The sequence below is a fragment of the Mesorhizobium sp. AR07 genome (genome assembly GCF_024746815.1).
Lineage (GTDB): Bacteria > Pseudomonadota > Alphaproteobacteria > Rhizobiales > Rhizobiaceae > Mesorhizobium.
The window spans coordinates 330125-347543 of the sequence record NZ_CP080525.1; the positions used below are offsets into that span (position 1 = coordinate 330125).

At 63.1% G+C, this 17419-nt stretch carries 18 protein-coding genes; 9 read left to right on the forward strand and 9 right to left on the reverse strand.

Annotated elements, in window-relative coordinates; all coding sequences use genetic code 11:
- Positions 1-93 precede the first annotated feature (93 nt).
- Both parC and BPNPMPFG_RS01705 read left to right on the forward strand, forming a co-directional pair.
- Positions 94-2346 (forward strand): DNA topoisomerase IV subunit A, encoded by a 2253-nt coding sequence (gene parC, locus BPNPMPFG_RS01700; protein WP_258592960.1) that lies wholly within the window; start codon positions 94-96, stop codon positions 2344-2346.
- Between the two features lie 272 nt (positions 2347-2618).
- Positions 2619-3833: an AI-2E family transporter gene (locus tag BPNPMPFG_RS01705; protein WP_258592961.1), complete on the forward strand. Its 1215-nt coding sequence runs from the start codon at positions 2619-2621 to the stop codon at positions 3831-3833.
- Between the two features lie 45 nt (positions 3834-3878).
- Here BPNPMPFG_RS01705 and BPNPMPFG_RS01710 read toward each other — a convergent pair whose 3' ends face one another.
- The 3 genes from BPNPMPFG_RS01710 to BPNPMPFG_RS01720 form a co-directional block, all read right to left on the reverse strand.
- Complete coding sequence (locus BPNPMPFG_RS01710; RefSeq protein ID WP_258592962.1) at positions 3879-4775, reverse strand: DMT family transporter; 897 nt, start codon at positions 4773-4775, stop codon at positions 3879-3881.
- A 118-nt stretch (positions 4776-4893) separates the two neighbouring features.
- The gene (locus tag BPNPMPFG_RS01715; RefSeq protein WP_258592963.1) at positions 4894-5658 is read right to left on the reverse strand and encodes an arginyltransferase; all 765 of its coding nucleotides are present in this window, start codon (positions 5656-5658) and stop codon (positions 4894-4896) included.
- A gap of 140 nt (positions 5659-5798) precedes the next feature.
- Positions 5799-6269 carry an RDD family protein gene (locus BPNPMPFG_RS01720; RefSeq protein ID WP_258592964.1) on the reverse strand — a complete coding sequence of 157 codons (471 nt, stop codon included), beginning with the start codon at positions 6267-6269 and terminating at the stop codon, positions 5799-5801.
- Positions 6270-6479: 210 nt separating this feature from the next.
- On the opposite strand from BPNPMPFG_RS01720, the gene sthA reads away from it, so the two are divergent.
- Positions 6480-7868: a Si-specific NAD(P)(+) transhydrogenase gene (gene sthA, locus BPNPMPFG_RS01725; RefSeq protein WP_258592965.1), complete on the forward strand. Its 1389-nt coding sequence runs from the start codon at positions 6480-6482 to the stop codon at positions 7866-7868.
- Positions 7869-8039: 171 nt separating this feature from the next.
- Here sthA and BPNPMPFG_RS01730 read toward each other — a convergent pair whose 3' ends face one another.
- Positions 8040-8702, reverse strand: coding sequence for an alpha/beta hydrolase (locus BPNPMPFG_RS01730; protein ID WP_258592966.1), 663 nt, complete (start codon positions 8700-8702; stop codon positions 8040-8042).
- Between the two features lie 201 nt (positions 8703-8903).
- On the opposite strand from BPNPMPFG_RS01730, the gene BPNPMPFG_RS01735 reads away from it, so the two are divergent.
- Complete coding sequence (locus BPNPMPFG_RS01735) at positions 8904-10106, forward strand: OpgC family protein (protein ID WP_258592967.1); 1203 nt, start codon at positions 8904-8906, stop codon at positions 10104-10106.
- A 23-nt stretch (positions 10107-10129) separates the two neighbouring features.
- Here BPNPMPFG_RS01735 and BPNPMPFG_RS01740 read toward each other — a convergent pair whose 3' ends face one another.
- A complete protein-coding gene (locus BPNPMPFG_RS01740; RefSeq protein WP_258592968.1) occupies positions 10130-11206 on the reverse strand; it encodes a LacI family DNA-binding transcriptional regulator in 1077 nt (358 codons plus the stop codon).
- A 156-nt stretch (positions 11207-11362) separates the two neighbouring features.
- On the opposite strand from BPNPMPFG_RS01740, the gene BPNPMPFG_RS01745 reads away from it, so the two are divergent.
- Both BPNPMPFG_RS01745 and BPNPMPFG_RS01750 read left to right on the forward strand, forming a co-directional pair.
- Positions 11363-11506: a hypothetical protein gene (locus BPNPMPFG_RS01745; protein WP_258592969.1), complete on the forward strand. Its 144-nt coding sequence runs from the start codon at positions 11363-11365 to the stop codon at positions 11504-11506.
- 62 nt (positions 11507-11568) lie between these two features.
- Positions 11569-11715 carry a hypothetical protein gene (locus BPNPMPFG_RS01750; protein WP_258592970.1) on the forward strand — a complete coding sequence of 49 codons (147 nt, stop codon included), beginning with the start codon at positions 11569-11571 and terminating at the stop codon, positions 11713-11715.
- A gap of 82 nt (positions 11716-11797) precedes the next feature.
- Here BPNPMPFG_RS01750 and BPNPMPFG_RS01755 read toward each other — a convergent pair whose 3' ends face one another.
- Both BPNPMPFG_RS01755 and BPNPMPFG_RS01760 read right to left on the reverse strand, forming a co-directional pair.
- Entirely contained in the window at positions 11798-12172 is a 375-nt protein-coding gene (locus tag BPNPMPFG_RS01755; protein WP_258592971.1) for a DUF423 domain-containing protein, read from the reverse strand.
- 42 nt (positions 12173-12214) lie between these two features.
- On the reverse strand, positions 12215-13468 hold the full coding sequence (locus BPNPMPFG_RS01760; RefSeq protein ID WP_258592972.1) for a multidrug efflux MFS transporter: 1254 nt from the start codon (positions 13466-13468) through the stop codon (positions 12215-12217).
- 184 nt (positions 13469-13652) lie between these two features.
- On the opposite strand from BPNPMPFG_RS01760, the gene BPNPMPFG_RS01765 reads away from it, so the two are divergent.
- Together BPNPMPFG_RS01765 and BPNPMPFG_RS01770 are read left to right on the forward strand one after the other, a co-directional pair.
- The gene (locus tag BPNPMPFG_RS01765) at positions 13653-14318 is read left to right on the forward strand and encodes a GntR family transcriptional regulator (RefSeq protein WP_258592973.1); all 666 of its coding nucleotides are present in this window, start codon (positions 13653-13655) and stop codon (positions 14316-14318) included.
- A gap of 129 nt (positions 14319-14447) precedes the next feature.
- Positions 14448-14681, forward strand: a complete 234-nt coding sequence (locus BPNPMPFG_RS01770; protein WP_244506945.1) for a DUF982 domain-containing protein — start codon at positions 14448-14450, stop codon at positions 14679-14681.
- A gap of 66 nt (positions 14682-14747) precedes the next feature.
- Here BPNPMPFG_RS01770 and BPNPMPFG_RS01775 read toward each other — a convergent pair whose 3' ends face one another.
- Positions 14748-14894, reverse strand: coding sequence for a hypothetical protein (locus BPNPMPFG_RS01775; RefSeq protein ID WP_258592974.1), 147 nt, complete (start codon positions 14892-14894; stop codon positions 14748-14750).
- A 323-nt stretch (positions 14895-15217) separates the two neighbouring features.
- Between BPNPMPFG_RS01775 and BPNPMPFG_RS01780 the strand changes: the two genes are divergently transcribed.
- Positions 15218-16189: a glycosyltransferase family 90 protein gene (locus BPNPMPFG_RS01780; protein WP_258592975.1), complete on the forward strand. Its 972-nt coding sequence runs from the start codon at positions 15218-15220 to the stop codon at positions 16187-16189.
- A gap of 149 nt (positions 16190-16338) precedes the next feature.
- Here the strand turns inward: BPNPMPFG_RS01780 and BPNPMPFG_RS01785 are convergent, their stop codons facing one another.
- Positions 16339-17382, reverse strand: coding sequence for an aldo/keto reductase (locus BPNPMPFG_RS01785; RefSeq protein WP_258592976.1), 1044 nt, complete (start codon positions 17380-17382; stop codon positions 16339-16341).
- Positions 17383-17419: the final 37 nt, after the last annotated feature.

The window sequence follows — 17419 nt, forward strand, 5'->3', positions numbered from 1 at the left end:
CGATATCCCCCAGCGTACGGTTTCATGTTGCAGAAGGGGCGGTGCATCTGCCTGCCTCTTGCCGCGAATCACCCGCTCGGCTAGTCCCAGCCCATGGCAAAGAGGCTTTTGCCGCCTGAAAATGGCGGTGGCGATCATATCGAACCGGTCGATCTGAAGAAGGCGCTGGAAGAGCGCTATCTGGCCTATGCGCTGTCGACCATCATGCATCGGGCGCTGCCCGACGTGCGCGACGGACTGAAGCCTGTCCATCGCCGCATCATGCACGCCATGCGCCTGCTGCGGCTCAACCCCGACCAGGGCTTTGCCAAATGCGCCCGCATCGTCGGCGAGGTGATGGGCAAGTTCCACCCGCATGGCGACCAGTCGATCTATGACGCGCTGGTGCGGTTGGCGCAGGACTTTTCGATGCGCTATCCGCTGGTCGACGGGCAAGGCAATTTCGGCAACATCGACGGCGATAACGCCGCCGCCATGCGCTACACCGAAGCGCGCATGACCGAAGTGTCGACGCTGCTTCTCGAAGGCATCACCGAGGACGCGGTCGATTTTCGCGCAACCTACAATGAAGAAGACGAAGAGCCGGTCGTGCTGCCCGGCGCCTTCCCCAACCTGCTTGCCAATGGCTCATCGGGTATCGCCGTCGGCATGGCGACTTCGATCCCGCCGCACAACGCTGCCGAGCTGTGTGACGCGGCGCTGCATCTGATCGAGCATCCGGACGCACCGGTGACGAAACTGATGGAGTTCGTGCAAGGTCCGGATTTCCCGACCGGCGGCATCATCGTTGACGGCCGCGCCTCGATCCTTGAAGCCTACGAGACCGGCCGCGGCGGTTTTCGCGTGCGGGCGAAATGGGGTCAGGAGGATCAGGGCAGGGGAACCTGGAACATCGTCGTTACTGAAATTCCCTACGGCGTTCAGAAGGCCAGGCTGATCGAGAAGATCGCCGAGCTGCTGATGGCGCGCAAGCTGCCCTTGCTCGAGGACATCCGCGACGAGAGCGCCGAGGACATCCGCGTCGTGCTGGTGCCGAAGAGCCGCTCGGTCGATCCAGGCATCCTGATGGAGTCGCTGTTCAAGCTCACCGAGCTCGAAAGCCGCTTTCCGCTCAACATGAATGTCCTGTCGCGCGGCAAGGTGCCAAACGTCCTGTCGCTGAAAGGTGTGCTCAAGGAATGGCTGGCGCACCGCCGCGACGTGCTCATCCGCCGCTCCCGACATCGCCTTGGCGAGATCGAGCGGCGCCTCGAAATCCTCGCCGGCTATTTGATCGCCTACCTCAATATCGACGAGGTCATCCGCATCATCCGCGAGGAGGATGAGCCCAAGCAGGTGATGATGGCCCGCTGGTCGCTGACCGACACCCAGGCCGAAGCCATTCTCAACATGCGGCTGCGGGCTCTGCGCAAGCTTGAGGAATTCGAGATCCGCACCGAGTTCGATGGCTTGAGTGCCGAGAAAAAGCAGATCGAGGCGCTGCTTGCGTCGGATGACAAGCAATGGGCGACGATCAGGTGGGAAGTCGCCAATGTCCGCGAGAAGTACGGGCCCGAAACCGAAATCGGCAAGCGCCGGACCCAGTTCGCCGATGCGCCCGAGCACGACCTGACCGACATTGCGCACGCCATGATCGAGCGCGAGCCGGTCACTGTCGTCGTCTCGGAAAAGGGCTGGCTGCGGGCGATGAAGGGGCATCTCGCCGATCTTTCGACGCTGACCTTCAAGGAGGGCGACAGCCTCAAGCTCGCCTTCCATGCCCAGACCACCGACAAGGTGCTGGTCTTCACCACCGGCGGCAAGTTCTACACCATCGGCGCTGATCGCCTGCCCGGCGGACGTGGCCATGGCGAGCCGATCCGCATCATCGTCGACATGGACAATGATCAGGACATCGTCACCGCCTTCATTCACGATCCGAAGCGCAAGCTGCTGTTGGCATCGCATGACGCCAACGGCTTCATCGTGCCGGAGGAGGAAGTCGTCGCCAACACCCGCAAGGGCAAGCAGGTGATGAACGTCAAGGCGCCCGACGAGGCCAAGCGCTGCATCCCGGTCACCGGTGACCATCTCGCCATCGTCGGCGAGAACCGCAAGATGCTGGTGTTCGCGCTCTCCGAAATTCCGGAAATGGGCCGCGGCAAGGGCGTACGGCTGCAGAAATACAAGGACGGCGGCCTTCTCGACCTCAAGCCGTTCACGCTGGAGAGCGGCCTCTCCTGGCAGGATTCAGCCGACCGCACCTTCACCCGGTCGCGCGAGGAACTGGCCGAATGGATCGGCGCCCGTGCGTCCGCCGGCCGCATGGTGCCCAAGGGGTTCCCGAGGACGGGGAAGTTTGGGTGAAGCTTCCGATCTCCCCCCTCGAGGGGGAGATGCCCGGCAGGGCAGAGGGGGCGCTGTCCCTCAACCAATCATAACTAGGTATTTCTCCGAGTTCTCGGCTCCTCGCAGTCAACACCCAAGGCCGGCATTCCTTCGCGTCCCCCTCTGGCCTGCCGGCCATCTCCCCCTCGAGGGGGGAGATCGCAGCTTCACCATCACCATTTGGACTATCGTCACGATTGCTGCACTATATCAGTGCATAAGCAGGAAAGGTGTTTGGGAGAATTGGGCGTTTGAAGGAAACAACGATCCAGAAACCGGAACGGCAGCAGCGCCTGTTCGGCCTGTCGACGCCGCTGCGGTCGGCCGTCATTCCGCCGCTCTCGGCGGCGCGCTGGCTGCTGGTGCTGATCGTCGCCGCCGGCGTCTATTTCTTCCACGGCTTCCTGTTCCCGGTGCTGGCGGCGCTCGTCATCGCCTTCGCCAGCTGGCCGCTCTACCGGCGCCTGCTTGTCGCGGTTGGCGGCAACCGCACCATCGGCGCGACCTTTGCCATCCTGTTCATCCTCGCCTTCCTGGTGGTGCCGATCGCGCTCGCCGGCACCTACGCCATCAACGAGGTGCGCGAGTGGGTCGGCTGGGCGATCGAGACCAACCGGCACGGTGCCGTGACACCGCACTGGATCGCCACGATGCCTGTCGTCGGTGACTGGTTGAACGAGCAATGGACGACCAATTTTGGCCATCCCGGCGGCATTGGCGAACTGATCCAGCTGGTCAGCGGCGCCAACATCGGCAGCATCTATCGCGGTGTCCTGGCCGCCGGCGGCAGCGCTTTCGGCCTGCTCCTGACGCTGCTGTTCATGATGATCGCGCTGTTCTTCGCCTATCGCGACGGCGAGCACTTTGCCGGCCAGATCGATCGTCTCGGCGAACGCATCCTGCCGACCAGATGGGAGCGGATTTCGCGCGTCGTGCCGGCGACGATCTCTTCGACCGTGACCGGCATGACCGTCATCGCCATTGGCGAAGGCCTGGTGCTCGGCATTGCCTACTGGCTGGCCGGCGTGCCGTCGCCGGTGACGCTTGGCGCGCTGACCGGCGTCATGGCGCTTATCCCCGGCGGCGCACCGCTGTCCTTCACCCTGGTCTCGATCTATCTCGCTGCCAGCGGGTCGCCGATGGCCGGCCTGGCTCTGTTTATCTGGGGCGCGGTCGAACTGTTCATCGTCGACAAGACATTGCGCCCGAAGCTGGTCGGCGGGCCGATAAAGCTACCCTTCCTGCCGACCTTTTTCGGCCTGATCGGCGGCGTCAAGACCATGGGCTTTCTCGGCCTGTTCATCGGCCCGGTGCTGATGGCGCTGCTGGTCGCGATCTGGCGCGAATGGCTGCGCGAGGTGGAACTGACCGATGACATCGTGCCGGGCTCGCCGGCCGAAATCGAAGCCGGTCCGCAGATCGAGGTTCTGCCAGAACCCAGCGTGGGGAAGAAAGCCAACGCCTGATGTGCTGCCGTTTGCGAGCTGGCATCACCTGAATATCGAGATAGCTTAGACTGGATGATGCACCGCGAGGTCGGTGCGGCGCTTGCGTCCCTCGTGCAACTGCCAAAGCGAGTGCGCGATCAGCGTGACGATGAGGATCGCGCCGCCGATCAGACTGTTGCGGGTCGTTGTCTCGGCAAAGATCATCCAGACCCAGACCGGCGCCAGCACGGTTTCGAGCAGGTAGAACATCGCCACCTCCGGCCCTGAAATGTATTTCGGACCGTTGGCGAGACAGAAGAACGAGATCGGCATGATGACGGCGCCGTTGAAGATGATCCACCATGGCGCGTTGACATGGAAACCCTCGCCGGTGACCATGAAGGCCGCCAGTGCGAGCGGCAGAAGGACGCCGACCAGGGCCGTGAACCCCATATCCTTGCCGCTGGCGCGCGAGATGGTGATGGCCACGGCGACGAAGAAAGCCGAGCACAGCGCCATGAAATCGCCGAACAGGTGCCCGGTGCCGACCGAGCCGCCGACGATGACCAGCACGCCGAGGATCATGATCAGCATCGCCACGATCGTCACCAGCCGCGGTCTTTCCCCTAGGAATATCCAAGACAGCAACGCTGCGAACACGGTGTTGAAGGCCAGGATGAACACCAGGTTCGCGGTTGAAGTGTGATAGACGGCGGTGACGAAGGTGATCCCTGTCAGCCCATAGCATATCGCCACGACAAGGCCGGCCCAGCCGGGAATGAGCTGCGGGGCGTTCCGGCTCAGCGCGCGCCAGATCGACCAGATGATCATGGCCGCGAAGAAGGTGGTGCCGGTGCGCAGCAACATGATCGTCCATGCGCCACCGTCGGCAAGCCGGATCAGCGGAATGTCGACGGTCAGCGTCAGGCCGCCAATGGCGGTTATCAGAAGGCCCTTCTGGTGGTCGTGGTGGGAGGACATGCGGCTACTTTCGCAATGAACGCAGGTGGACCGGCGCAATGGCGCACTCTCCAGCCACACGGCCGAAAGACCAGCATCCCCTGCCTTGAAACAGTTTAAGCGTGGATCGTAGAAAAACTCAGCGTGAAACCGCTTCGTTGGTGTAGCGCTCCCAGCCTTTCGGGCCGAGATGCTCCTGCGGCATGAAGCGCATCTTATAATTCATCTTGCGCGAGCCGTTGACCCAGTAGCCGAGGTAGACATGGGGCAGGCCCATCGCCCGGGCCCGCGCGATGTGATCGAGGATCATGAACGTGCCGAGCGACCGTTCATCGAAATCGGGGTTGAAGTAGGAATAGACCATCGACAGGCCGTCGGCCATCTTGTCGGTGAGCGCCACCGCGATCAGTTCGCCCTGTCCCTTGCCGGTGATGAAAGTGTCGGGGCCGCGCCGCCGGTACTCGATCACCTTGGTGTCGACATGGGTATCCTCGACCATCATGGCGTAGTCGAGCACCGTCATGTCGGACATGCCGCCACGGCGGTGGCGAGCATCGAGGTAGCTGCGAAACAGCGAATATTGTTCGGTCGAGGGCTCGGCATTGTGCATGTAGCCGACGAGGTCGGAATTGTGCTGCAGCACCCGTTTCATGTTGCGGCTGGCAGCGAACTCCTGGGCGAGGATGCGTACCGAAACACAGGCGCGGCAGGTCTCGCATGCCGGCCTGTAGGCGATGTTCTGCGAGCGCCGGAAGCCACCTTGCGTCAACAGGTCGTTCATCTCCGCCGCCTTGTCGCCAACCAGGTGCGTGAACACCTTGCGCTCGAACTGGCCGTCGAGATAGGGGCACGGCGACGGCGCGGTCAGGAAGAACTGCGGCGACTGGGTCGGATGCTGCGTCATCGAGCCTTGGAAACACTCCTTCGAATCGCTCTACCTTTGGCGCGGACGGCGAAAAATTCAACAGGATTGTGCAGGCGTGGTTCACTCGACGCCTTCACATTTGCACTCGATCGGCTGTGACTGCCCCTGAGGGTGCCGTTTCAGCGGCCGGTGCGGCTGACGACCGTACCGAGCAGAAGGTCGTGCAGCGTGCGCTTGCGGTCGGAAAACAGCGTCACCAGCAGGACCAGTGGCGACAGGATGACGTTGCCGGCCCAGAACAGCACCGAATGGACGACGGCGGTGAGACCGTCGATCGGCCTGCCGTCGAGCCGGTCGAGCCGGATGCCCATCATCTTCATGCCCGTGGTGGCCTGGCGGGTACTGCCAAGCGTGTTCCAGATGTAGAGGATGGCGACGGCCGGCACCAGGACGCCGAACAGCATCCAGCCAAGACCGAGGGTCAACAGGCCGAGGAAGAACACCAGAATGGCGAAGGGAATCGTCAGCACTGCGACGATGATGTAGTCGATCACGAAGGCCAGGATGCGCCGCGTGCGCACGCCGTCATAGGCCCTGACATCGTCGAGCCTGGTGGTGATGATTTCGCCGTCGAGAACGCGCGCGTTCATGTCATTTCCTCGCAACAGCGCCCGACATAGGGTGCGGGCCGCTCAGCAATGAAATGGTGAAGGCCCGCGCCGGATTCAAGATCGGGCTCTTTGCGGCACGCAAGGCTCGAGCCGCGCGAGGCCTAATCCGAATCGGTTGAATTTGCGGTGTGGATGGCATTAGCTTGCTGCGGCGCAACAAAGCGCCCAGGGGCAGAGGGACGGGGCACTATGGACTACGACATGCTGGTCATCGGCAGCGGCCCCTCCGGCCGCCGCGCCGCGGTGCAGTCGGCCAAGCTCGGCAAATCGGCGCTGGTGGTCGACCGCGGGCGGCGTCTGGGCGGCGTTTCGGTGCATACCGGCACCATTCCGTCAAAAACGCTGCGCGAAACCGTGCTCAACCTCTCCGGCTGGCGCGAGCGCGGCTTTTATGGGCGCGGTTACCGGGTCAAGCAGGATATTTCCGTCGGCGATCTGGTCGAGCGCCTGCACAAGACGCTCGACCACGAGGTCGAGGTGCTGCAGCACCAGTTCATGCGCAACACGGTCAAGAGCGCGCGCGCCGACGTGAAGTTTCTTGGTCCCAACAAGGTCAGCCTGACGACGGACACCGGCGACTATAGCGAGGTCGGTTTTGCCAATGCGCTGATCGCGGTCGGCACAAGGCCACACCGGCCGCACGACGTGCCGTTCGACAAGACCCGGGTCTTCGACAGCGACGAGATGCTGGAACTCGACCGTCTGCCACGCACGCTGACGGTGATCGGCGCCGGCGTCATCGGGGTCGAATATGCGACGATCTTTTCCGCGCTCGACGTGCCGGTGACGCTGGTCGAGCCGCGCAACTCCATCCTCGATTTCGTCGACCGCGAGATCGTCGATGATTTCATCCACCAGATGCGCGATCGCGGCATGACGATCAGGCTCGGCAGCGCGGTGAAGGAAATCCGCTCCAAGCCGGAGGCCGCCGAGGTCGAACTGGCCGATGGCCGCACCATTCGCTCCGAGGTGGTGCTCTACGCCGCCGGTCGAACCGGCAATGTCGGCAGCCTGGGGCTGGATGTCGTCGGCATCGACGCCGACTCCCGAGGGCGTATCAAGGTCGATCCGCACACGTTCCAGACCAGCGTGCCCAACATCTACGCCGCAGGCGACGTCATCGGCTTTCCGAGCCTCGCCTCGACCTCGATGGAGCAGGGCAGGGTGGCCGCCTGCCACGCCTTCGGCGTGCCCCTGCCGCCGCCGCCGGAAACCTTTCCCTACGGCATCTATGCGGTGCCGGAGATTTCGACAGTCGGCCAGTCCGAGGAGCAGGTGCGTGAGAGTGGGGCAGCCTATGAGGTCGGCGTGGCGCGTTTTCGCGAGACCTCGCGCGGCCATATCATGGGCGTCAACACCGGCTTCCTGAAGCTGTTGTTCTCGATCGAGACGCGCCGCCTGCTCGGCGCGCATATCATCGGCGAGGGCGCCACCGAGCTCATCCACATCGGCCAGGCGGTGATCAATCTCGGCGGCACCGTCGACTTCTTCGTCAACAACACCTTCAACTACCCGACGCTGGCCGAAGCCTACAAGATCGCCGGGCTCGATGCCTGGAACCGGATGGGGCGAGGTTAGGCTAGTTGTTTGTTTCGCCGCAATTCCGAACGGAAAACCGTTTCACACTTTTCCTGGAATTGCTTCAGCCTTCCATCTGGCGAGCAGCGCCAGCATCATATCGGCGGAAGGCATCCGCAGCGCCGCCTCGAGACCGGCCAGATTGGCTGGGAATCGGCGCGGTGGACAAGTTCATTCGGCAGGTGCCGGCACCGCCTTCAGCCATTGCCTGACGATTGCCGCGTCCGCGCCACCGAATTCATGGCCCGAGGGAACGATCCGGGCGTCGAGTTCGGCTCGGTGCTGGCTGAGCAGCGTCACCAGCGCTGGAGCGAAGGGCGCATAGGTCAGGTCGGCGGCGCCGGCGATGATCAACACCCGCGCATTTGACAGATCCGTCGCCGGCACGTCATCGAGCACTGGCATCGGTCGCAGCAGCGCGGCGCGTTCGACAAGGCCCGGATGCAGCAGCATCAGGCTCGAGACGAGATTGGCGCCGTTCGAATAGCCGAGGAACGCCGTGCGGGAGAGATCGAGCCCGTGACGTGTCGTGGCGTCGGCGATGAAGCCTGCAAAGGCATCGGTTTCAGTGCGGATGCTCTGCTGTTCGAAGCGCGTCGGCGTGATGCGCGCGAACCAGCGGAAACCATCCTCCTGGACGAGGCGGCCGCGCACGGCGATCAACACGGCGCGCGGCGCGATCTCCCGTGCGAGCGGCACCAATGTCGTTTCGTCAACTCCAGATCCATGCAGCAGGAAGACGCATTCGCCGGTTGAAGCCGCCGGACTGAAAAGGCGGTAACGGAAGGCGAGATCACGCTGTAACGCACCATCTTGTGAGGTCTCTTCGGTCATGGCCTCATCCTTTTGATTTCATGGCGCTTCCGGTCATTTTTCTGGCTTCAAAACGCAATATTTTCAAGCTCCGCGAAAGTTGATCGAACCAAGCGCACTACAGCCCGTTTCTTCGCCGATATCATTCCGTGGGAGGAATCGAAGCGGTGCGCCGGGGGTCGCATTGCCAGCATGAACAACCAGCTTTGAGGCCTTTTGTCGATGACCACCCCAATTTCTCCCGATCGCGGCACGCGTATCGCGGACCGCGATACGCGCATCGACGTATTCCGCGCCCTCGCTTTGCTGACCATCTATGTCGACCACGTGCCGGGCACCGCCTTCGAATATCTGACCTACAAGAATTTCGGTTTTTCGGACGCGGCGGAGGTCTTCGTGCTGATCTCCGGCATCTCGGTCGCGCTTGCCTATGGCAAGAAGTTCCAGCCCGGAAGCCGGCTGCTGGCAACCTTGAAGATGTGGCGGCGCGCCAGCGTGCTCTATGCCGCCCACATCGTCACCACCATGGTGGTGATGGCGATCTTCTGCGCGGCCGCGGTGTTCGCCAGGCGACCGGAGCTCTTGACGATGATCAACATAGAGCCGTTGATCAAGGACACGCCGCAGGTGCTGATCGGCATCGTGACGCTCGGCCACCAGCTCGGCTACAACAACATCCTGCCGGTCTATGCGGTGCTGCTGTTGTTGGCGCCGGTCTTCCTGCTCTTCGTCAGCTACCGGCCACTGCCGACGCTGGCCGCATCCGGCGCGCTGTGGCTGATCGCCGGGATCTACCAGATCGCGCCGCCGAACTATCCCGAGCCCGGCTTCTGGTTTCTCAATCCGCTGTCGTGGCAGTTCCTCTTCAACATAGGCCTGGCCGGCGCACTGCATGTGCGTCGCGGCGGCGCCATCCCGGTCAATCGCTGGCTGGTTGGCGCGGCCCTGGCCTACACCGCTGCGGCGCTGGTCTGGGTGCATAGCCCGCTCTGGGGGCAGATCTCCTGGTTGGGTTTGCCGCCCGTGCTGACCGGCTTCGACAAGACGTTCCTGGCCCTGCCGAGGCTGCTGCATATCCTGGCGGTGAGCTACCTGGTCGTGGCGTTCCCGGCCATCTCGAACCTGTTTCGCACCGGGCGCGATCATCCGCTTGCCATATTGGGCAAACGATCGCTGCCGGTTTTCATTGCCGGCACGGTGCTGGCGCTGACGGCGCAAGTGCTGAAGCTGATCAATCCAGGCGGATTTGCCTATGACAGCCTGTTGATATCGGCCGGCATCGCCATACAGTTCGCGCTTGCCTACTATCTCGAATGGCTTTCGGGCCTGGGCTGGTCCGGGAAAAGCAGGCCGGTGCAAAACGCGGCACCCGCCGCCCGGGCATCCTTCGGCATATCGCCGATGACGGCACGAGCGAGCCGATGATGGGCGCGCCGCCGTCAGGCGGTTCAGGCGGGCGCGGGGCCGGATGAGGCCCGCACCACGAGGTCGACCGGCAGCAATCGCTGGCTGAGCGAACCGTCATTTTCGAGGATCGCCTTGACGGCAAGGCGGCCCATTTCGGCGATCGGCTGGGCGACCGTGGTCAGCGGCGGTTCGCAGACCTCGCCCTCCGGGACACCGTCGAAGCCGACGATCGAAACGTCGCCCGGGACAGCGATCTCATGCTGGCGCAGCCAGTCCAGCGCATGCAGGGCGATCCTGTCCGACATTGCCAGGATGGCGGTCGGCGTCTCAGCGCCAGCAAAAATATGATCGAGGCCGGCCCGGACACTTTTCTCGTCATTGAGGGTTTCATAGACCGGCACCTTCGAGACGTCGATGCCGAAGCGGGAGAGTTCCGCGAAGTAGCCACGCAGGCGGTCGCGCGTACCGGAGTAAAGGGCCTTCTCGACTTGCGCCTGCGTGGTCGGACCGAAGCCGGCGTCGGCGCAGGGCAGGGCAAGCACGGCAAAGCGACGATGCCCGAGCCCAGCCAGATGGCGCGCCGCCAGCCCTGCGCCGGCGATGTTGTCGACGCCGATCGCCGCGACCGCCTCGTCGTCCGAATCGAGATCGAGCGCGACAAAGGGCAGTTTGCGTTCGCGGGCCAGTTCGACCAGCCTTGAGCCGCCTTCGATGCAGAACACAATGAAGCCATCGACCAGCGCACTCTGGATGTTCCAGGCGAGCTGTTCATTGTTGGCGGCGGAGACCAGCGAGATCCCCGCACCGGTCGCGTCACAAGCCCTGGAGATGCTGGCCATCATTACCCGGGCGAAAGGGTCGTCGAAGAAATAGGACAAGGGTTCCGCGGTCGCGACACCGATGGCGTTGACCTTGCCGGCGCGCAGCAGCCGACCTTTGGGGTCTGGCCCGCCATATCCCATCGCCTCGGCTGCCGCCTTGACCCGTTCGCGGACCTCCTCGCGCACGATCTCCGGACGGGCGAACACGTTGGACGCGGTGCCGTGCGAGACTCCGGCCGCTTTGGCAATGTCTGCCAGCCGGACCGGTCTTGTCTTTCCAGAGCTCAATGGCGCCATCTTCGTCTCCTGAATTCATCCCATCTAACACTTTCGTTGGATCGGTTCAAATTTCGTCTTGATCGAAGGCCCGATGAGGTGTATCTTTGAATCGATCCAAGGGAATAACAGCCCCAATGATTGGATCGATTCAATCTTTGGAAAGGGAGATATGCCATGCATCCCGTCAATTATCTCTTCCAGGACGTTTATCGCAACGACTGGAGCATCGGTTCGACCATCGCGACGCAGAGGCGCCGCGACAGGATCAGCCCATGGGTTCGCGAGCTGCGGTTCCTCGTGGAGCGCAAGCGGAGTTGATCGGCACTGCCTTTTCGTGCTCATCGATTGGATCGATTCAAATCTTGAAAGGAGTGCACGTCATGCATCCTGTGAGCTACCTGTTCGAAGACATCTACCGCAACTACTGGGGCATCGCGCCGGCCTCCGAACCGGAGAGGCGTCGGCTGGCGAGGCTGCGGCGGCACAATCGCGAATTGCTCGTGCAGCCCGAGCGCCGGCAGGATTGATCGTCACACAAACGAGTTTGACAGGCAGAGGCTTGGCGTTGGTCTCGTGAATGACTTGATCCGGGCAGGGCGCCGAGAGGCGTCAGGAACGCGCGCGCGGCAGTGCCGAGGCAGCGATCACCAGCCAGCCGGCAATGAGCAAGGTGCCGCCGATCGGCGCCGACAGCGGGAACAGCCGCGAACCGAGGAAATCGCGGGCCAGCAGGTCGCCGCAGAACAACAGAAGCCCAACCAGCAGGATCAGGCTGCCGATGCGCAGCGTCCGGGTCGCGCCGAGCAATCCGGCGGCGAGGAAGACCGGCGCATGCATGAGCAGGAAGGATGCGGCGGTGCCGACGAAAGCGCCGCCCAGATGCGCCGCCGCGGCCGACAGCGCCACGCCGGCGGCGCCACAAAGGCCACCGGCCAGGACGAGGATGCGGCCACTGTTGCCGGAAGATTGCTCGGCCGTGCTCATGTCTGGGACTCCGGGACGTTCAAGGCATACAGCCCAATTCGGTCATAGCTTGCCGGCGTTGGCGAGCATGTCCTGCGCGCGGCGCGACTGTGCCAGCCAATTATACACCGCGCCGCCCGCCATCAAGACGGATGTGCCCAGAAACACCGAACGCATGCCGAAATGGCCGCCGGCAAAGCCGCCAAGCAAGGGGCCGGCGACCTGCCCGACATATTGGGCGGAGATCGAGAGCCCGAGCACATTGCCGCCGACGCCATCGGGAACATTGTGGCGGATGACGCTGGTGATGCAGGGCAAGAGCCCGCCCAGCGCCAGGCCCATCAGGAAGCGCAGGCCGATGAGTTGCCAGCTCTGCGTGACGAAGGCCTGCGGGATCAGCAGCAGGGCCGAGACGGCAAGCGCGCCGATGATGACGTTCCAATGGCCGATGCGGTCGGCGAGCTTGCCGAGGCGCGAGGCCGACAGGATGGCGCCGAGGGCTGCCGTCGACATCACGACGCCCGAGATCAGCGTGACGCGGCTCTGGTCTTCGATCAGCTGCTGCACATAGACGGTGATGATCGGCTCGATCGACATGGTGGCGAAACTCAAAAGCATGCCGGTTGCCAGCATGGCGACAACAGGCCGTTTGTCGGGAATTTGTGCCCAGCCGCCCTTTGGCTTCTGCTTCGATGACGCTTCTGGCGTTTTCGGTCGAGGATTCTCCTTGATCAGAAAGGTGGTCGCGAGGAAGGCCAGGAAGATGACGCCGCCCGACAGCAGGAAGGTGGCGCGGATGCCGATCAGCGGCGGCAACACGCCGCCAACCAGCGGGCCGACCAGCGCGCCAGCCGTGATGCCGGCCGACAGCAGGCCAAGTGCCCAGCCGGAGCGCTCCTTTGGCGTCTGCATGGCGACCAGGATGGTCGATCCGGAGGAATAGCCGCCGGCAAAGCCGATCAGCAGGCGCAGCAGCACCAGTTGCCAGACGCTCTGCACCATGCCGGTCAGCGACATGCATATGGCCATGCCGAAGCTGGCGCGAACCAGCATCACCTTGCGGCCGTAGCGGTCGCCGAGACGTCCCCAGAGCGGCGCCACCAGTGCCGCCGCGAAGAAGGTCGCGCCATAGGCGATCCCCGACCATTGCACGATCGCCGCGTGGCCTTGGGCGCCCAGCTGTTCGATGTAGAGCGGCAGGAAGGGCAAAAGCAGTGTCATGGCGACAAGCGTCGAGAACGACCCGGCAACGCACACGAACAGATTGCGCCGCCAGTGGATGTTGAAGGTACTGTCGGTCGTCGGGGTCTGCGGCATGTCATATGTCCTGTCCGAGCAAGGCCCGTATCGGCGGTTGCGGCGGATACCATTTTGGGATACCAAGCTGGTATCCGTCATGGACGCAAGCCTGGCCGCTGTCAATGCGACCCTCTCGAACGTGATCGGAAAACGCCGACGGCAAGCCGATCGCCGGCGAACCGCTGGAGAAACGGAAACGACCATGTCGCAGATGCAGAGCGTCGAAAAACAGCTTCGGCGGATGATCCTGGGCCTCGAGATCGGTCCCGGCGAGAAACTGACCGAGCGCTGGGTCGAAAGCCGTTTCGGCGCGTCGCGAACCCCTGTCAGGGCCGCGCTGCTGCGGCTGGAGACAGAGGGCCTGGTCGGCAGGGACGGCCGTGGCTGGACCGTGTCGCCGATCAACCTGGCCGAACTCGAGCAGATCGCCGTCTACCGGGAGGCGGTCGAGGTTGCGGCGCTTCGCCTGACATGTGCCTTGGCGGATCGGAGCGCCGTCGATGTCATCGAGGCGATGCTCGATTCCTGCGGCACCGACACGCCGCGTGAGGAATGGCATCGTGTCGGCATGGATTTTCACATCGAGCTGGCGCGGCTGTCAGGCAACGAATTCCTGTTCCGGGCGGTTCGCGATGCGATGACGCGCCTGTCGCGGGCCCGCTGGCTGGAGGTTCGCGACGAGGCGGCGCTTACTCGCGCCTGGGCTGAACATCGCGCCATTCTGGCCGCCACGCGCCTTGGCGATGCCGATGAAGCAGCGCGGCTGCTGTCGGCACACATCGTCGGCAGCCGCGATCGGCTGGTGACGTCGCTTGCCGACGATCGACGCGGTCTTCGGGCCAGGGGCTTCGCGGTCGTCGCCGCTTGAAGCGGTTTACGAGGCGGAGTAGTCGCTGCGCAAAAGGCAGGGTCTGGGCGCGACCTGCACTTTCGGCCTCGCTTCACGGACACTGATGGCGTAAGAGCGGCGATGGAAAACAACCGATTTGAAACACCCGTGACCGTCAAGTCAGTCGCGGCGGGAAGCACACAGCTCTTGCGTACGGCGCGTGAGGCTTCCGACTACCTTCTCAACAGTTGGCCCGGCAAGCGCAGCCCCAAGCATCGCGCGGCCCTGCAGGCCTGTCACGATGCGCTGGCTGGCGACAAGCCGGCGATGAACGCCAGGCGTGCCTTCATCGCGGCAGCGCGCGAAGTGGACGTCTTTGTCAGCGACAAGGCGCCGGCCTGACACAAGCGACACTCCGGGGCGACACTCCGGATTGAGGCACGGCCCGCATTTGCGGGCCTTTTGCCGTCACTTCGCCGCTTCGGTTTCAGTTTCGTCCTCAGGCTTCGACCGCTCGCGCGCGGCAACCTTGGCCGCCAGCTTTTCTGCCTTCTTGGCCGCCTTCTGGCGGTCGCGTTCCTTGCGTTCCTGATCGTAGTTTGGTGCTCTCGCCATATCGGCTCCTTTTCCACTGCTGGACCGGTTCGTCGTTTCACGGAAACGCGGAACCGCCCTATCTCTTTGTTTGACGCAATTCCCTAGGGAAAGCGCTATGCGCTTTTCCCAGGAAAACCGTTTCGCACTTTTCCTGGAATTGCTTTAGCGGCTCTGACCCTGCCTAGGAGCATTAGCCGTCAAACACAACAGCAGAAGCGATCGTGCCCGGCCGTTCGCGTCGATGATGGTCCAAGGCTTGCAAGATGCGCGGCACAATGATGTAGGGAGAGCCGGGCACCGGCGTATAGCGAACTGCCCGTTTGTTTTTAATCAAGTGACCAATGGCCACAACTGCACGAACGACGGCAAAGGTTTTCTACTATGCGCGAAATTTCGCGCGCGATGTCGTCCCCCAGCAATTGTTTCGCCGGCAGCTGGCGGGCCGGCTCGCAAAGGCCAGGCTCTCGGACGGCTCGGTTCGCCACAGGCTGAACTGCTACAACAAGCTGCAGGATGCCTTTACGCCCAGCCCTAATGCAGTGCGCCTCAGCAACCTGCCTTTTTACCCGACCATGTACTATTACGACCTGAAGGAATTTGCCCGCTACTTCGATCCGGCATTGCTCGTCGACGTGGAGTTCGGCGATGTTGCCGACGTGCCGAAAGTGCCTTCGATCGTCAAGGATCGACCGATCCGTGCGGACAACGGCAATGCGGTGATCATGAAGCTCGACAAGTTTCGGCACTTCCACATGCCTGCCGACGCAACCGCATTCGCCGACAAACTCCCGGCCGTGGTCTGGCGCGGCGATCTCAACAATCCGATAAGGACGAGGTTCCTGGAAGCCGTGCGCGAGTTGCCGTTCTGCGACGCCGGCTCACACAAGCAGGACACACCGGCCCAGTACAGCAGGCCTTATCTCGGCATCAGCCAGCAGCAGCGTTATCGCTACATCGTCTCGCTCGAAGGCAATGACGTGGCGACCAACCTCAAATGGATCATGAACTCGAACTCGCTGTGTCTGATGCCGCCACCGACATACGAGACATGGTTCGCGGAGAGGGAGCTCGAAGCGAACGTTCACTATGTTCCGCTTGAGGCGGATTTCTCAAACCTCGCGGAACGCGTGGCGTATTTCGAGCGGCACCCGACGCAAGCCGAGCGCATCATCACTGCCGCGAATGCCTATTGCAGGACATTCGCCCACGAGCAGGCCGAGCAGGCGATCTCGCTGCTCGTGCTCTACAAATACTTCGTGCTCAGCGGCCAGATGGAACCCGACGCCGAGGTCTGGCGCTATATCGTGGGTTAGAGCAATTCCAGGAAAAGTGTGAAACGCTTTTCCCGGGAAAAGCGCTTAGCCTTTCCCTTAGGAAATTGCGTCAAAACAAAGAGATAGAGCGGAGCCGCTCCAGAAGCCTGGCGGGCACCGCCCGGCGGGCTCCTTTTGGAAATCCGTGGTCACACGCCGCTGCGGTCAATCACCAGATCGGCGGCGCCAAAACGGTCCTTGGCCGTCAGTTGCTGGTGCCAGTAGGGATAGAGCAGGGGCGGCCGGCTGACCGCGTCGAGGCGGTCACGTTCCTCGCCGGTAAGCATCAGGCTTGCCGCCGCGATGTTGTCGCGGAACTGCGTTTCGGTCCTGCCGCCGATGACCAGCGAACTGACCGCCGGCCGGCCGAGCAGCCAGGCCAGTGCCACCTGAGCTGCCGACACGCCGCGCTGCGTGCCAATCTCGACAAGGACATCGACGATCCGCCAGAGCCGGTCCTCGTCGCGGATCGGCGGCTCGGACCAGCCCGCAAGTTGACGGGCGGTGGGGCTGTCGCGGCGGTATTTGCCGGACAGCAATCCGCCGGCGAGCGGGCTCCAGACCAGCACGCCCAACCCCTGGTCGACCGAAATCGGCAGCAATTCATATTCCGCCTCGCGCGCTTCCAGCGTGTAGTGGATCTGCTGGGTGACGAAGCGCGGCTGGTGATGGCTGTCGCTGATGCCGAGCGCCTTCATCACCTGCCAGCCGGAATAGTTGGAACAGCCGACATAGCGGACCTTGCCCTGGGCAACCAGCGTGTCGAGCGCGGCGATGGTTTCCTCGAGCGGTGTCACGCCGTCCCATTCGTGCAGGAAGTAGATGTCGATGACGTCGGTCTTCAACCGCTTCAGGCTCTTTTCGCATTCGCGGATCAGGTGATGGCGCGACAGGCCTTCATCGTTCGGACCGTTGCCGATCCGCATCCGCGCCTTGGACGCGATCAGCACGTCGCCCTTGCGCTTGCCGCCGAGCGCCTCGCCGATGATTTCTTCGGAAAGGCCGTTCGAATAGACATTGGCGGTGTCGATGACGTTGATGCCGGCATCGATGCAGAGATCGATCATCCGGCGTGCCTCGTCGAGGTCGGTCTTGCCGACAGCCGAAAACGCGCCGGCGCCGCCGAAGGTCATGGTGCCCATGGTCAATGTCGAAACTTTCAAGCCGGAACGGCCGAGGGTGCGGTATTCCATGTCAGTCCTCGCGATTGTTGTTGAAGGCAGCGCCCGG

What these genes read in the sequence shown, in the direction of transcription:
- parC (WP_258592960.1), top strand. Translation starts at nt 94, where the DNA reads ATGGCAAAGAGGCTTTTGCCGCCTGAAAATGGCGGTGGCGATCATATC.
- BPNPMPFG_RS01730 (WP_258592966.1), bottom strand. Translation starts at nt 8,702, where the DNA reads ATGACCGAAGAGACCTCACAAGATGGTGCGTTACAGCGTGATCTCGCC.
- BPNPMPFG_RS01720 (WP_258592964.1), bottom strand. Translation starts at nt 6,269, where the DNA reads ATGAACGCGCGCGTTCTCGACGGCGAAATCATCACCACCAGGCTCGAC.
- BPNPMPFG_RS01750 (WP_258592970.1), top strand. Translation starts at nt 11,569, where the DNA reads ATGCATCCTGTGAGCTACCTGTTCGAAGACATCTACCGCAACTACTGG.
- BPNPMPFG_RS01735 (WP_258592967.1), top strand. Translation starts at nt 8,904, where the DNA reads ATGACCACCCCAATTTCTCCCGATCGCGGCACGCGTATCGCGGACCGC.
- BPNPMPFG_RS01775 (WP_258592974.1), bottom strand. Translation starts at nt 14,894, where the DNA reads ATGGCGAGAGCACCAAACTACGATCAGGAACGCAAGGAACGCGACCGC.
- sthA (WP_258592965.1), top strand. Translation starts at nt 6,480, where the DNA reads ATGGACTACGACATGCTGGTCATCGGCAGCGGCCCCTCCGGCCGCCGC.
- BPNPMPFG_RS01765 (WP_258592973.1), top strand. Translation starts at nt 13,653, where the DNA reads ATGTCGCAGATGCAGAGCGTCGAAAAACAGCTTCGGCGGATGATCCTG.
- BPNPMPFG_RS01760 (WP_258592972.1), bottom strand. Translation starts at nt 13,468, where the DNA reads ATGCCGCAGACCCCGACGACCGACAGTACCTTCAACATCCACTGGCGG.
- BPNPMPFG_RS01755 (WP_258592971.1), bottom strand. Translation starts at nt 12,172, where the DNA reads ATGAGCACGGCCGAGCAATCTTCCGGCAACAGTGGCCGCATCCTCGTC.
- BPNPMPFG_RS01780 (WP_258592975.1), top strand. Translation starts at nt 15,218, where the DNA reads ATGGCCACAACTGCACGAACGACGGCAAAGGTTTTCTACTATGCGCGA.
- BPNPMPFG_RS01715 (WP_258592963.1), bottom strand. Translation starts at nt 5,658, where the DNA reads ATGACGCAGCATCCGACCCAGTCGCCGCAGTTCTTCCTGACCGCGCCG.
- BPNPMPFG_RS01710 (WP_258592962.1), bottom strand. Translation starts at nt 4,775, where the DNA reads ATGTCCTCCCACCACGACCACCAGAAGGGCCTTCTGATAACCGCCATT.
- BPNPMPFG_RS01745 (WP_258592969.1), top strand. Translation starts at nt 11,363, where the DNA reads ATGCATCCCGTCAATTATCTCTTCCAGGACGTTTATCGCAACGACTGG.
- BPNPMPFG_RS01740 (WP_258592968.1), bottom strand. Translation starts at nt 11,206, where the DNA reads ATGGCGCCATTGAGCTCTGGAAAGACAAGACCGGTCCGGCTGGCAGAC.
- BPNPMPFG_RS01785 (WP_258592976.1), bottom strand. Translation starts at nt 17,382, where the DNA reads ATGGAATACCGCACCCTCGGCCGTTCCGGCTTGAAAGTTTCGACATTG.